The 13,316-nt window shown below is 64.2% G+C and carries 13 protein-coding genes; 10 read left to right on the forward strand and 3 right to left on the reverse strand.

Annotated features, from left to right (window positions below; all coding sequences use genetic code 11):
- Positions 1 to 134: 134 nt before the first annotated feature.
- Positions 135 to 1,703, forward strand: coding sequence for a beta (1-6) glucans synthase (locus tag DJ563_RS14610; RefSeq protein WP_434517938.1), 1,569 nt, complete (start codon positions 135 to 137; stop codon positions 1,701 to 1,703).
- A 13-nt stretch (positions 1,704 to 1,716) separates the two neighbouring features.
- Here the strand turns inward: DJ563_RS14610 and DJ563_RS14615 are convergent, their stop codons facing one another.
- A complete protein-coding gene (locus DJ563_RS14615) occupies positions 1,717 to 2,079 on the reverse strand; it encodes a hypothetical protein (protein WP_434517939.1) in 363 nt (120 codons plus the stop codon).
- Between the two features lie 190 nt (positions 2,080 to 2,269).
- On the opposite strand from DJ563_RS14615, the gene DJ563_RS14620 reads away from it, so the two are divergent.
- Positions 2,270 to 3,568: a serine/threonine protein kinase gene (locus tag DJ563_RS14620; RefSeq protein ID WP_033700729.1), complete on the forward strand. Its 1,299-nt coding sequence runs from the start codon at positions 2,270 to 2,272 to the stop codon at positions 3,566 to 3,568.
- Positions 3,569 to 3,641: 73 nt separating this feature from the next.
- Positions 3,642 to 4,385: an MlaA family lipoprotein gene (locus DJ563_RS14625; protein WP_050506139.1), complete on the forward strand. Its 744-nt coding sequence runs from the start codon at positions 3,642 to 3,644 to the stop codon at positions 4,383 to 4,385.
- 112 nt (positions 4,386 to 4,497) lie between these two features.
- Here the strand turns inward: DJ563_RS14625 and DJ563_RS14630 are convergent, their stop codons facing one another.
- Together DJ563_RS14630 and DJ563_RS14635 are read right to left on the reverse strand one after the other, a co-directional pair.
- Positions 4,498 to 5,640, reverse strand: a complete 1,143-nt coding sequence (locus DJ563_RS14630; RefSeq protein WP_434517940.1) for a patatin-like phospholipase family protein — start codon at positions 5,638 to 5,640, stop codon at positions 4,498 to 4,500.
- A 25-nt stretch (positions 5,641 to 5,665) separates the two neighbouring features.
- On the reverse strand, positions 5,666 to 6,601 hold the full coding sequence (locus tag DJ563_RS14635; protein ID WP_274100635.1) for a lipid A biosynthesis lauroyl acyltransferase: 936 nt from the start codon (positions 6,599 to 6,601) through the stop codon (positions 5,666 to 5,668).
- Between the two features lie 111 nt (positions 6,602 to 6,712).
- Here DJ563_RS14635 and minC point away from each other — a divergent pair, with 111 nt between their 5' ends.
- The 7 genes from minC to DJ563_RS14670 all read left to right on the forward strand — a co-directional run bounded on the left by minC (position 6,713) and on the right by DJ563_RS14670 (position 13,312).
- Positions 6,713 to 7,465: a septum site-determining protein MinC gene (gene minC, locus DJ563_RS14640; RefSeq protein WP_274100634.1), complete on the forward strand. Its 753-nt coding sequence runs from the start codon at positions 6,713 to 6,715 to the stop codon at positions 7,463 to 7,465.
- A 100-nt stretch (positions 7,466 to 7,565) separates the two neighbouring features.
- A complete protein-coding gene (minD, locus tag DJ563_RS14645; RefSeq protein WP_033700734.1) occupies positions 7,566 to 8,378 on the forward strand; it encodes a septum site-determining protein MinD in 813 nt (270 codons plus the stop codon).
- Between the two features lie 3 nt (positions 8,379 to 8,381).
- The gene (minE, locus tag DJ563_RS14650) at positions 8,382 to 8,636 is read left to right on the forward strand and encodes a cell division topological specificity factor MinE (protein WP_003252572.1); all 255 of its coding nucleotides are present in this window, start codon (positions 8,382 to 8,384) and stop codon (positions 8,634 to 8,636) included.
- Positions 8,637 to 8,788: 152 nt separating this feature from the next.
- Positions 8,789 to 9,424, forward strand: a complete 636-nt coding sequence (locus DJ563_RS14655) for an RluA family pseudouridine synthase (RefSeq protein ID WP_033700735.1) — start codon at positions 8,789 to 8,791, stop codon at positions 9,422 to 9,424.
- Positions 9,425 to 9,512: 88 nt separating this feature from the next.
- Entirely contained in the window at positions 9,513 to 10,802 is a 1,290-nt protein-coding gene (locus DJ563_RS14660) for a M18 family aminopeptidase (protein ID WP_274100488.1), read from the forward strand.
- A 144-nt stretch (positions 10,803 to 10,946) separates the two neighbouring features.
- A complete protein-coding gene (locus DJ563_RS14665) occupies positions 10,947 to 11,114 on the forward strand; it encodes a hypothetical protein (protein WP_167334464.1) in 168 nt (55 codons plus the stop codon).
- Positions 11,115 to 11,158: 44 nt separating this feature from the next.
- Positions 11,159 to 13,312 (forward strand): mechanosensitive ion channel family protein, encoded by a 2,154-nt coding sequence (locus tag DJ563_RS14670; RefSeq protein WP_434517941.1) that lies wholly within the window; start codon positions 11,159 to 11,161, stop codon positions 13,310 to 13,312.
- Positions 13,313 to 13,316: the final 4 nt, after the last annotated feature.

Below are 13,316 nucleotides of genomic sequence, written 5' to 3' on the forward strand. Positions count from 1 at the left end.
TCCGTGAACGACATCCAACCGCCCCATATGCGACAGCACTATGCCATTAGCGCCATAGACTCACGCCAGCCTGCGCGATCCTTGCATGCCAAAGGTTTGGCGCCGGGCTACTATCTACCCTTTTGCGCCTGACGATGGACCGCCCGATGCCCAGCCCTACCCGCCTGCACCTGCCGCTCTACCTGTTTGCCTGCCTGCTTGCCCTGATCGGGCTGGGGGCGCTCTGGTACGGGCTTGGCAAGCCGGTACAGCTGCCCGATGCGGCCAGCCCCACGCATAAACTGCAGTGTGCTTCGTACACACCGTTCGACAAGGATCAGTCGCCCTTCGACCAGCCGTTTCGCCTGCGCCCGGCGCGCATGGACGCCGACCTGGCCTTGCTGGCCGAACGTTTCCAGTGCATCCGCACGTACTCGATGACCGGCCTTGAGGCAATCCCGCTGCTGGCGCGCAAACATGGCCTGAAAGTGATGCTCGGCGCCTGGGTCAACGCCAACCCGGTGGACACCGAAAAGGAACTGGACCTGCTGATCGCCACGGCCAACGCCTACCCCGACGTGGTCAGCGCGGTGATCGTCGGCAACGAGGCGCTGCTGCGCAAGGAGGTCACCGGCGCGCGCCTGGCCGAATTGATCGGCAAAGTGAAGCGCCAGGTCACGGTACCGGTGACCTATGCCGACGTCTGGGAGTTCTGGCTACAGCATCCGCAGGTAGCCCCCGCCGTGGACTTTCTGACCATTCACCTGCTGCCCTACTGGGAAGACGACCCGCGCGGCATCGACGATGCCCTGGCCCATGTCGCCGACGTGCGCCGTGTATTCGGCACGCGTTTTGCGCCCAAGGGCATCCTGATTGGCGAGACCGGCTGGCCCAGTGAAGGCCGCCAGCGCGAAACCGCAGTGCCCAGCCGGGTCAACGAGGCGCGCTTCATCCGCGGCTTCGTCAGCCTGGCCGAACAGCATGGCTGGCAGTACAACCTGATCGAGGCCTTCGACCAACCGTGGAAGCGCGCCAGCGAAGGCGCCGTGGGCGGCTATTGGGGGCTTTACGATGCCGACCGGCAGGACAAAGGCGTGCTCGAAGGGCCGGTCAGCAACCTGCCCTACTGGCCGCAGTGGCTGGCGGCCAGTGCGCTGTTGATGCTGGCCGTGCTGCTGCTGGCCGGGCGCCCCGCGACAACCGCCGGGGCCCTGCTGTTGCCGTTGTTGGCAGCGTTTGGCGCGGGCTGCCTGGGGTTGTGGGGCGAGCTGATGCGCAGCCATGCGCGCTTTGCCGGGGAATGGCTGTGGGCCGCGCTGCTGGTGGGGCTCAACCTGCTGGTGCTGGCCCATGCGGCATTGGCGTTGGTGCGTGCTGAAGGGTGGCGTGCGCGCCTGTTCGCCTGGTTCGAGGCCCGTGCGGGCTGGCTGTTGCTCGCTGCAGGCTTTGCGGCGGCGGTGAGCATGCTGGCGCTGGTGTTCGACCCGCGTTATCGCAGCTTCCCCAGCGCTGCTTTGGCATTGCCGGCGGTGGTTTACCTGCTGCGGCCGGTGCTGGCGCGGCGGGCCGAGGCCGCGTTGCTGGCATTTATCGTGGGCTCGGGGGTGGCGCCGCAGTTATACCTCGAAGGCCTGCAGAACCAGCAGGCCTGGGGCTGGGCGGTAGTGAGCGTGCTGATGACAGCGGCCTTGTGGCGCAGTTTGCGACTGCGCAGGGCCGAGTGACCATAACGCCCCGTCAGCGGGGTTGCCGCACCAGCCGCAACCCCGCCAGCACCACGGCAAACACCGCAATGCTCGCGGTATACAGCACCAGCGCCGGGATCGCGAACACCAGCGCAGCGCCTGCCAGCCACCTGCCGGCCCGCCCGGCGACCCCCTGTGCGATCAGCGCCAGGCCGAGCCCACTCCAGGCGATTACCTGAAAATGGATGCCCAGCCCCAGCAGCGAACGCACCTGGCACTGCCAGAACGCACCGGGCGCGGCACACAGCCCCACCCACTGCGCATCTTCCATCAGCCCATAACGTACGCCATAGCTGGCGGCCAGCCACACCGGCAGGAACAACAGCAGGGCAACGATCGGCAACGAACGAGACATCCAGTTCTCCAATAGCGGTAATCGAAATCGTGCATGATCGCCCAAGCCCTGTTGTAAGGCAAAATCACCATCCTGCAGCTATGTTGCAGATAACGAGCACACCAAAGGCCACCGCACTTGGCAACTTTGCCCATACCGCCGTGGTCCTAGCCTGCACATTGCACCACCTTGCGTCTTTTTGGGGGATTACATGCTTCGAACTTTGCGCCTCGCTGCCTTGCTCGGCGGCCTGCTCATGGCTGCGGCCGCTTCGGCGCGGGACATCGACGCCGCGAGCTATGGCTACCCCTTGACCAACCCGTTCGAGGCAACCATCGCCACCACGCCGCCCGAGCAACGCCCGACCTTGCCCAGCGACGATGAAATCGACCAGGCCGACTACAGCCTCAACCTGCGCCCCGAGCGTGAGTTCACCTTGCCCGACAACTTCTGGTCGGTGAAAAAACTCAAGTACCGCCTGGCCCGTCAAGACCGCGAAGCACCGCTGATCTTCGTCATCGCCGGCACCGGTGCGCCCTATTCGAGCAGCATCAACGAATACCTGAAAAAACTGTTCTACCAGGCCGGCTTCCACGTGGTGCAACTGTCCTCGCCCACCAGCTACGACTTCATGAGTGCGGCCTCGCGCTTCGCCACCCCCGGTATCAGCCAGGAAGACGCCGAAGACATGTACCGGGTCATGCAGGCCGTGCGGGCCCAGCATCCGCGCCTGCCGGTCAGCGACTTCTACCTCACCGGCTACAGCCTCGGTGCCCTGGACGCGGCGTTCGTCAGCCACCTGGACGAAACCCGGCGCAGCTTCAACTTCAAGCGCGTGCTGCTGCTCAACCCGCCGGTCAACCTGTACACCTCGATCAACAACCTCGACAAACTGGTACAGACCCAGGTCAAGGGCATCGACCGCAGCACCACCTTCTACGAACTGATGCTGACCAAGCTGACCCGTTACTTCCAGGACAAAGGCTACATCGACCTAAACGAGGCCCTGCTGTACGACTTCCAGCAGTCACGCCAGCACCTGTCCAACGAGCAGATGGCGATGCTGATCGGCACTTCGTTCCGTTTTTCGGCAGCGGACATCGCCTTTACCTCCGACCTGATCAACCGCCGCGGCCTGATCATTCCGCCGAAGTTTCCGATCACCGAGGGCAGTAGCCTTACGCCGTTCTTCAAACGTGCCCTGCAGTGCGATTTCGACTGCTACATGACCGAGCAGGTGATCCCCATGTGGCGCGCCCGCACCGACGGCAACAGCATCCTGCAACTGGTCAACCAGGTCAGCCTGTACGCGCTGGAAGACTACTTGCGCGACAGCCCGAAGATTGCCGTGATGCACAACGCCGACGACGTCATCCTCGGCCCCGGCGATATCGGCTTCTTGCGCAAGGTGTTCGGCGACCGCCTGACCCTTTACCCCCATGGCGGCCATTGCGGCAACCTCAACTACCGCGTCAACAGCGACGCCATGCTGGAGTTCTTCCGTGGTTAACAAACTCCTCTTCGCCACTGCCCTGCTTGTCGCCGGCAACGCCCTGGCCGCAGAGACCGCACCGCGGGCCAGCGTGATCGAGGCCGACCCGCAGATTACCGGCGCCTCGCTGGCACCTGAATCCGATGGTTTTATCGACCCGCTGCGCGAGCTCAAATTCAACCCCGGGCTCGACCAGCGCGAGTTCGAGCGCTCCACGCTGGAGGCGCTGAACGTCTACGACCCGCTGGAGTCGATGAACCGGCGCATCTACCACTTCAACTACCGCCTCGACCAATGGGTGCTGCTGCCGGTGGTGAGCGGCTATCAGTACGTCACCCCGCGCTTCGTGCGCACCGGGGTGAGCAACTTCTTCAACAACCTGGGCGACGTGCCGAACCTGTTCAACAGCGTGCTGCAACTCAAGGCCAAGCGTTCGGCCGAAATTACCGCACGGCTGATGTTCAACACCCTGATCGGGGTGGGTGGGCTGTGGGACCCGGCGACCAAGATGGGCTTGCCCCGCCAGAGTGAAGACTTCGGCCAGACCCTGGGCTTTTATGGCGTACCGGACGGGCCGTTCCTGATGCTGCCGGTGCTGGGCCCTTCGAACCTGCGCGATACCACCGGGCTGGTGGTGGACTATGCCGGCGAGCAGGCGGTGAATTACCTGAACGTGGCCGAGGCCAGCACCGACCACCCGGAAATCTTTGCCCTGCGCGTGGTGGACAAGCGTTACACCACCAACTTCCGCTACGGGCAGCTCAACTCGCCGTTCGAGTATGAGAAGGTTCGGTATGTGTATACCCAGGCGCGCAAGTTGCAGATTGCCGAGTAAGTAACTGCTGGCCTCTTCGCGGGGCAAGCCCCACAGGTATGTCACTGCCCTGAGAGCAGCGCTGTACCTGTGGGAGCGGGCTTGACCCGCGAAGAGGCCAGCACTGCCTCCATCAAATCCCCAGAAACTGCTCCAGCTCGCGCCGCTTGACCAAGGCATCGCGCCGCCCCAGCTCGATCAGCTCACTGCAGTAACTGGCCTCGAACAGCAGGTAGCTCAACACCCCAGCCCCGCTGGTACGCGTCGCCCCCGGCCCACGCAGGAACAGCCGCAATGGCGCTGGCAGTTCACGCCGGTGGCGTGCCGCGATTTCGTCCAGCGGCTGGCTGGGCGCCACCACCAGAACCTCTACCGGCGCCAGCCCCAGGCGCCGTGCATCGAGGTGGGCAGGCAGCAGGTGGCTCAGGTGATTGAGGCGCTGGAGCAGTTCGATGTCGTCTTCCAGGCTGTCGATGAAGGTGCTGTTGAGCATGTGCCCGCCAATCTGCGCCAGGCTCGGTTGCTGACCACTGAACACGCGCTGGGTAGGCAGCGGCGGCGACGGCCGCTGCGGGTTGCCGCTGACCCCGACCACCAGCACCCGGCTGGCCCCCAGGTGCAAGGCCGGGCTGATTGGCGCCGACTGGCGAACCGCGCCATCACCGTAATACTCATCCCCCAGCCTGACCGGCGCGAACAGCAGCGGGATCGCCGCACTGGCCAGCAGGTGGTCGATGCTCAACGGTGTCGGTACGCCGATACGCCGGTGGCGCAACCAGGCATCAATGGTGCCCCGCCCTTGGTAGAAGGTCACCGCCTGGCCGGACTCGTAGCCGAATGCAGTCACTGCGACAGCGCGTAGCTGTTCGCTGGCCAGGGCGTGGCCGATGCCGTCCAGGTTCAGTTGCGCCTGCAACAGGGCGCGCAGCGGGCTGCTGTCGAGCAGTGCCACCGGCGCCTGGCCGCCCAGGCCCAGCAGGCTGTGGCCGACGAAACGGCTGGCCTGGCGGACCACCCCCGTCCAGTCACTGCGCAGCACCCGGTGGCTGCGCAAGTTCTGCCAGAACGCGGTGAGGTTCTGCACGGTGTCGGTAAAGCGGGTGGCGCCGCTGGCCAGGGTGACCGCATTGATGGCGCCGGCCGAAGTGCCGACGATGACCGGGAAGGGATTGGGCGCGCCGGGTGGCAGCAGTTCGGCGATGCCGGCCAGTACGCCGACCTGATAGGCGGCGCGGGCGCCGCCGCCTGAGAGGATCAGGCCGGTGGTTGGGGACATCGATGCCTCACTGACCGCTCAAAGATCACCGCTTTTTCTTGTCGTACAGCCGGGGCGCCCCTTCGGGCCGCGACTTGAAGCGCCGGTGCGCCCACAAGTATTGCTCGGGGCACTCGCGTAATACGCCTTCGATCCACTGGTTGATGCGCAGGCAGTCCGCCTCTTCGCTTTCCCCTGGGAAATCTGCCAGGGGCGGGTGAATCACCAAACGATAGCCGCTGCCGTCTTCGAGGCGCTTCTGGGTAAACGGGATGACCTGCGCCTTGCCCAAACGGGCGAACTTGGTAGTGGCGGTGACGGTCGCTGCCGGGATGCCGAACAGCGGCACGAACAGGCTCTGCTTGGCACCGTAGTCCTGGTCTGGCGCGTACCAGATCGCCCGGCCGGAACGCAGCAGCTTGAGCATGCCGCGCACGTCCTCACGCTCCACCGCCAGCGAGTCGAGGTTATGCCGCTCACGGCCGCTGCGCTGGATGAAGTCGAACAGCGGGTTACCGTGCTCACGGTACATGCCATCGATGGTGTGTTGCTGGCCTAGCAGCGCGGCGCCGATTTCCAGGGTGGTAAAATGCACGGCCATCAGAATCGCGCCCTGCCCTGCCTGCTGGGCTGCCTGCAGGTGCTCGAGGCCTTCGATATGGGCCAGGCGCGCAAGCCTGGCCTTGGGCCACCACCAGCTCATGGCCATTTCGAAGAAGGCGATACCGGTGGAGGCGAAATTGGCCTTCAACAAACGCCGCCGTTCGTCGACAGACAGCTCCGGGAAGCACAGCTCCAGGTTGCGCGCGGCAATGCGTCGACGCTCACCGGCCAGCCGGTACATCAGCGCGCCCAGGGCGCTTCCGAGCCACAGCAAGGCCCGGTACGGCAACTGGACCACCAGCCACAGCAGGCCCAGGCCCAGCCACAGGCCCCAGAATCGTGGGTGGAGGAAATAGGGACGAAAACGCGGGCGTTCCATTGAAGCTTCCGGAAAGACAAAGGCCGCGCATTCTACAACGGATCAGCGCATGTTGCGGGCAACGGGTGTTCTCGTTATAAGTCAGGGCACTTTTTTCGCAACAAGCCGTCTATGCAGACCATGAGCCTAAACCAGACCCCCGACACCGCCTCCGTGTTCCAGCTCAAGGGCAGCATGCTCGCCATCACTGTGCTGGAACTGGCGCGCAATGACCTTGAAGCCCTTGACCGCCAACTGGCGGCCAAAGTCGCCCAGGCGCCCAACTTCTTCAGCAACACGCCGCTGGTGCTGGCGCTGGACAAGCTGCCGGCCAGCGAAGGCGCGATCGACCTGCCCGGCCTGATGCGTATCTGCCGCCATCATGGCCTGCGTACCCTGGCGATCCGCGCCAACCGCATCGAAGACATCGCCGCGGCGATCGCCATCGACCTGCCGGTACTGCCACCGTCCGGTGCACGCGAGCGGCCGCTGGAGCCAGAGCCTGAGGTGAAGCAGCCCGAGCCAGCCCCGGCGCCTGCGGCCGAGCCACAGGTGCGCCCGACGCGCATCATCACTGCGCCGGTGCGTGGCGGCCAGCAGATCTACGCTCAGGGTGGCGACCTGGTGGTGACCGGTTCGGTCAGCCCGGGTGCGGAACTTCTGGCCGATGGCAACATCCATGTGTACGGCGCCATGCGCGGGCGCGCCCTGGCGGGCATCAAGGGCAACACCAAAGCGCGCATCTTCTGCCAGCAGATGACTGCGGAAATGGTCTCGATCGCTGGCCAGTACAAGGTCTGCGAAGACCTGCGCCGCGACCCGCTGTGGGGCTCCGGCGTGCAAGTCAGCCTGTCCGGTGACGTGTTGAACATCACCCGTCTTTAACGGATACTTGCCGTCATTTTTAGAGCAACTTTTTTACCTGTTGCCGTTTTTTTGCATATTGCTGGGACACCTGTCCCAACTTATTTAGGGGTGAAACACCTTGGCCAAGATTCTCGTCGTTACTTCCGGCAAGGGGGGTGTGGGCAAGACCACCACCAGCGCCGCCATCGGCACCGGCCTCGCTCTGCGCGGCCACAAGACGGTCATCGTCGACTTCGACGTCGGCCTGCGTAACCTCGACCTGATCATGGGCTGCGAGCGCCGCGTGGTGTATGACTTCGTCAACGTAGTCAACGGCGAAGCCAACCTGCAGCAGGCCCTGATCAAGGACAAGCGCCTCGAGAATCTGTACGTGCTGGCCGCCAGCCAGACCCGTGACAAGGACGCGCTGACCCAGGAAGGCGTCGAGAAAGTGCTGATGGAGCTCAAGAAAGACTTCGAGTACGTCATCTGCGACTCCCCGGCCGGTATCGAAAAAGGTGCGCACCTGGCGATGTATTTCGCCGACGAAGCCATTGTCGTAACCAACCCTGAGGTTTCCTCGGTACGTGACTCGGACCGCATGCTGGGCATTCTGTCGAGCAAGTCGCGCCGCTCCGAGAACGGCGAAGAGCCGATCAAGGAACACCTGCTGATCACCCGCTACCACCCCGAGCGCGTCGAAAAAGGCGAAATGCTGAGCATCGACGACGTTACCGACATCCTGGCGATCAAACTCAAGGGCGTGATCCCCGAGTCCCAGGCAGTGCTCAAGGCTTCCAACCAGGGCATCCCGGTCATCCTCGACGACCAGAGCGATGCCGGCCAGGCCTATAGCGACACCGTCGACCGCTTGCTGGGCAAAGAAAAGCCCCTGCGGTTCATCGAAGTGCCGAAGCAAGGATTCTTCGCGCGCCTGTTTGGAGGCAAGTAAACCATGAACCTTTTTGACTTCTTTCGTGGCAGACAGAAACAGACCAGCGCGTCGGTGGCGAAAGAGCGTCTACAGATCATCGTGGCGCATGAGCGCGGCCAACGCAGCGAACCGGACTACCTGCCGGCCCTGCAGAAAGAACTGCTCGAAGTGATCCGCAAGTATGTGAACATCGGCAACGATGATGTGCACATCGAGCTGGAGAACCAGGGCAGCTGCTCGATTCTGGAGCTGAACATTACCCTGCCGGATCGCTGATCTGGCTGAAAGCTGGGGCTGCTTTGCAGCCCATTCGCGGCACAAGGCCGCTCCTACAAGGGCTCCCGTACCCCTGTAGGAGCGGCCTTGTGCCGCGAATGGGCCGCAAAGCGGCCCCGCTTTTTTCCCCCTGATTCAACCGAGACCACGCAATGCCGCTGTCAAACGTCCAGATCCTCCACGAAGACGCCGCCATCCTGGTGGTCAACAAGCCAACCCTGCTGCTGTCGGTACCCGGCCGTGCCGACGACAACAAAGACTGCCTGATCACCCGCCTGCAGCAAAACGGCTACCCCGATGCGCTGATCGTGCACCGTCTGGACTGGGAAACCTCCGGCATCATCCTGCTGGCCCGCGATGCCGACAGCCACCGCGAGTTGTCGCGCCAGTTCCACGACCGCGAAACCGAAAAGGCCTATACCGCCCTGTGCTGGGGCCAGCCGGCGCTGGACAGCGGCAGCATCGACCTGCCCCTGCGCTACGACCCGCCGACCAAGCCTCGGCATGTAGTGGACCACGAGCAGGGCAAGCATGCCCTGACCTTCTGGCGCATCCTGGAACGCTGCGGCGATTACTGCCGGGTCGAGCTGACCCCGATTACCGGGCGTTCGCACCAGTTGCGCGTGCACATGCTGTCGATCGGCCACCCGCTGCTGGGCGACCGCTTGTACGCCAACCCTGAGGCCCTGGCAGCGCATGAGCGCTTGTGCCTGCATGCCGCGATGTTGAGCTTTACCCACCCGGTTTCCGGGGAGCGGCTGAAGTTCGAGTGCCCGGCACCCTTCTGATGACCTTCGCGGGCTTGCCCGCGACGGGCCCGACACAATTTGTGATCTATCTGCGTTAAACTCGCGCCACTGCTGTCTGGAGTGAGTTATGCGCGAAGCACTGAACACTGGCCTGATCGATTTCCTCAAGGCCTCCCCCACGCCCTTCCACGCCACTGCCAGCCTGGCCCTGCGCCTCGAGGCTGCCGGCTACCAGCGCCTGGACGAGCGCGACAGCTGGGCCACGGTGCCTGGCGGTCGGTATTACGTCACCCGCAACGACTCCTCGATCATCGCCATCAAACTGGGCAAGCAAGCGCCCCTGCTGAGCGGTATCCGCATGGTCGGCGCCCACACCGACAGCCCGTGCCTGCGGGTCAAGCCACAACCCGAACTGCAGCGCCAAGGCTTCCTGCAGCTGGGCGTCGAGGTGTACGGCGGTGCGCTGTTGGCGCCCTGGTTCGACCGCGACCTGTCCCTGGCAGGGCGGGTCACGTTCCGCCGTGACGGCAAGGTCGAGAGCCAGCTCATCGACTTCAAGCTGCCCATCGCGGTCATCCCCAACCTGGCGATCCACCTCAACCGCACCGCCAACGAAGGCTGGCCGATCAACCCGCAGAACGAACTGCCACCGATCCTGGCCCAGGTCGCCGGCGATGAGCGCATCGACTTCCGCGCCCTGCTCACCGAGCAGTTGGCCCGCGAGCACGAGCTCAATGCCGACGTGGTACTGGACTACGAGCTGAGTTTCTACGACACCCAGGATGCCGCGCTGATCGGCATCAACCGTGACTTCATCGCCGGTGCCCGCCTGGACAACCTGCTGTCATGCTATGCCGGCCTGCAGGCACTGCTGGCCGCCGACAGCGACGAGACCTGCGTGCTGGTGTGCAATGACCACGAAGAGGTCGGCTCGTGCTCGGCCTGCGGCGCCGACGGCCCGATGCTGGAGCAGACCCTGCAACGCCTGCTGCCCGAAGGCGACACCTATGTGCGCACCATTCAGCGCTCGCTGATGGTCTCGGCCGACAACGCCCATGGCGTGCACCCCAACTACGCCGACCGGCACGACGGCAACCACGGGCCCAAGCTCAACGCAGGGCCGGTGATCAAGGTCAACAACAACCAGCGCTACGCCACCAACAGCGAAACCGCCGGGTTCTTCCGCCACCTGTGCATGGCCGAGGAAGTGCCGGTGCAGAGCTTCGTGGTGCGCAGCGACATGGGGTGCGGCTCGACCATCGGTCCGATCACCGCCAGCCACCTGGGCGTGCGCACGGTCGATATCGGCTTGCCGACCTTTGCCATGCACTCGATCCGCGAGTTGTGCGGCAGCCACGACCTGGCGCACCTGGTGAAGGTGCTGACCGCGTTCTATCGCAGCCGCGAGCTGCCGTGAGAGTCAGGGTGTAACTGACGGCTTCTTCGCGGCACAAGCCCGCGAAGAAGCCGAAACAGGTCTTGCTACTGCCTCGGATCAACCCGCTTCGCCTGCTAACCGCTATGCTTGTTACATGGCCCCACTGCAAAAGGATTGCTGTCCATGTCCCCCTTCCTGTCCCTGTTCGTGCCGGTGTTCCTGTTCCTGCTGCTGCTGACCATCGGCTTCAGCCTGCGCGAGCGCAACATCGGGGTGCTGATGATGTGGATCGGCACGCTGGGCATCTTCGGCCTCACCTGCTGGAAGATCCTGGAGAAACTGCCCACATAAACCTCTACACTCGGTCAATCGTTTGACCTGAGGTAGATTTCCCGGTGCCTGCCCTCCTGCGTTACCTGACCCTGCTGCTGTTTCTGCTCATCTCCCCAGTTCAGGCCGCCGGCCTGCCGAGCCTGCTCGGCGCCGGTACGCCTTCCCAGCCTGCGGCCACCGAGCCGCTGGGCAAGTCGCTGGACGAGGTGATCAAGAACCTGGAAAACGACCAGCAGCGCGCCAAGCTGCTGGCCGACCTGAAAAAACTGCGCGACGCCACCCAGCAATCGCAACCCACCGTCGAACAAGGCGTATTAGGCCTGATCGGCGGTGCGCTGCATGATTTCGAACGGCAGTTCAGCGGCGACGCCAGCCCCTTCCACCGCTGGTCGATGGAAATCGACCAGGCCCAGACGGAACTGACCGAACTGATGGTGCCGGTGCACCAATGGCCGGCGATCCTGTTCGGTTTTGCCGCGATCATCGCCGTGTGGAGCCTGCTGGCGTATGCCTTCAACTGGGTCGGCCACCGGGTACGGCTACGCTTCGGCCTCACCGAAGAACTGCCCCAGCACCCTCGGACCTGGGACCTGGTGCGTTTTGCCCTGCGCAAACTCGGGCCTTGGCTGGTGGCCCTGGTGTTCACCGTATACTTGAGCTTTGCCCTGCCCTCCTCGCTGGGCAAGTCCATGGCCATGGTGCTGGCGTACGCGCTGGTGGTGGGCACCTGCTTCTCGGCCATCTGCGTGATCGCCTTCTCGCTGCTCGACGGCCCCCATCGCCACCGCGCCCTGCACATCCTGCGGCACCAGGCTTTCCGCCCGCTGTGGCTGATCGGCAGCTTTGCCGCCTTCGGCGAAGCCATGAGCGACCCGCGCATGACCGTTGCCCTCGGCACGCACCTGGCACACGCCCTGGCAACCCTGGCCAACGTCATCGCAGCGATCTGCACCGGGCTGTTCATTCTGCGGTTCCGCCGCCCGATCGCCCACCTGATCCGCAACCAACCGTTGGACCGGCGCCTGACCCGACGCACCCTGAGCGACACCATCGAGATTCTCGGCAGCTTCTGGTTCGTGCCGGCGATGATCCTGGTGGCCATTTCACTGTTCGCCACCTTCATCTCGGCCGGCGACACCAGCACCGCCCTGCGCCAGTCGCTGATGTGCACGGTACTGGTGGTGGTGTGCATGGTGCTCAACGGCCTGGTGCGTCGCCACGCCGCCAACCCCAAGCGCGCCAACAAGCGCCAGGCGGTGTACACCGAGCGCCTGCGCAACTTCGCCTACGCGCTGGTGCACCTGTTCATCTGGCTGCTGTTCATCGAACTGGGGCTGCGCGTGTGGGGGCTGTCGATGATCAGCTTCGCCGAGGGCGACGGCCATGAAGTGAGCCTGCGCCTGCTGGGCCTGGCCGGCACATTGATTGCCGCCTGGCTGGTGTGGATCCTGGCCGACACGGCCGTGCACCATGCGCTGGTACGCTCGCGCCGCGGGCTGGCCAACGCCCGCGCGCAAACCATGATGCCGCTGATCCGCAACGTGATGTTCGTGGCCATCTTCATCATCGCGGTAATCGTCGCCCTGGCCAACATGGGCATGAACGTTACCCCGCTGCTGGCCGGTGCCGGTGTGATCGGCTTGGCCATCGGTTTTGGCGCGCAGTCACTGGTGGCCGACCTGATCACCGGGTTGTTCATCATCATCGAGGATTCGCTGGCCATCGACGACTACGTGGATGTCGGCGGGCACCTGGGCACGGTCGAGGGCCTGACCATTCGCACCGTGCGCCTGCGCGACATCGACGGCATCGTGCACACCATCCCGTTCAGCGAGATCAAGAGCATCAAGAACTACTCGCGGGAGTTCGGCTACGCGATCTTCCGCGTGGCGATTCCGCACAGCATGAACATCGACCAGGCGATCACACTGATCCGCGAGGTGGGGCAGAAGCTGCGTAACGACCCGTTGATGCGCCGCAATATCTGGTCGCCGCTGGAACTGCAGGGGGTAGAGAGCTTCGAGTCGGGCTCGGCGATCTTGCGGGCACGCTTCAAGACCGCGCCGATCAAGCAGTGGGAAGTGTCGCGGGCGTTCAACCTGGCGTTGAAGCGCCAGCTGGATGAGGCCGGGCTGGACCTGGCAACGCCGCGGTTGTCGGTGCAGGTGGTGACGGCGGGCGGTGGCGGCATGAGCGAAGCCGGTTCGTCCAGCTAGCATC

Origin of the sequence: Pseudomonas sp. NFX1, assembly GCF_051123555.1 — a bacterium.
Classification (GTDB): domain Bacteria; phylum Pseudomonadota; class Gammaproteobacteria; order Pseudomonadales; family Pseudomonadaceae; genus Aquipseudomonas; species Aquipseudomonas capeferrum.

Excerpts from the sequence above, each read along its gene's own strand:
- DJ563_RS14655 (WP_033700735.1), top strand. The coding sequence starts at position 8,789 with ATGCCGCTGTCAAACGTCCAGATCCTCCACGAAGACGCCGCCATCCTG.
- DJ563_RS14610 (WP_434517938.1), top strand. The coding sequence starts at position 135 with ATGGACCGCCCGATGCCCAGCCCTACCCGCCTGCACCTGCCGCTCTAC.
- minE (WP_003252572.1), top strand. The coding sequence starts at position 8,382 with ATGAACCTTTTTGACTTCTTTCGTGGCAGACAGAAACAGACCAGCGCG.
- minC (WP_274100634.1), top strand. The coding sequence starts at position 6,713 with ATGCAGACCATGAGCCTAAACCAGACCCCCGACACCGCCTCCGTGTTC.
- DJ563_RS14620 (WP_033700729.1), top strand. The coding sequence starts at position 2,270 with ATGCTTCGAACTTTGCGCCTCGCTGCCTTGCTCGGCGGCCTGCTCATG.
- DJ563_RS14630 (WP_434517940.1), bottom strand. The coding sequence starts at position 5,640 with ATGTCCCCAACCACCGGCCTGATCCTCTCAGGCGGCGGCGCCCGCGCC.
- DJ563_RS14635 (WP_274100635.1), bottom strand. The coding sequence starts at position 6,601 with ATGGAACGCCCGCGTTTTCGTCCCTATTTCCTCCACCCACGATTCTGG.
- DJ563_RS14615 (WP_434517939.1), bottom strand. The coding sequence starts at position 2,079 with ATGTCTCGTTCGTTGCCGATCGTTGCCCTGCTGTTGTTCCTGCCGGTG.
- DJ563_RS14665 (WP_167334464.1), top strand. The coding sequence starts at position 10,947 with ATGTCCCCCTTCCTGTCCCTGTTCGTGCCGGTGTTCCTGTTCCTGCTG.
- DJ563_RS14660 (WP_274100488.1), top strand. The coding sequence starts at position 9,513 with ATGCGCGAAGCACTGAACACTGGCCTGATCGATTTCCTCAAGGCCTCC.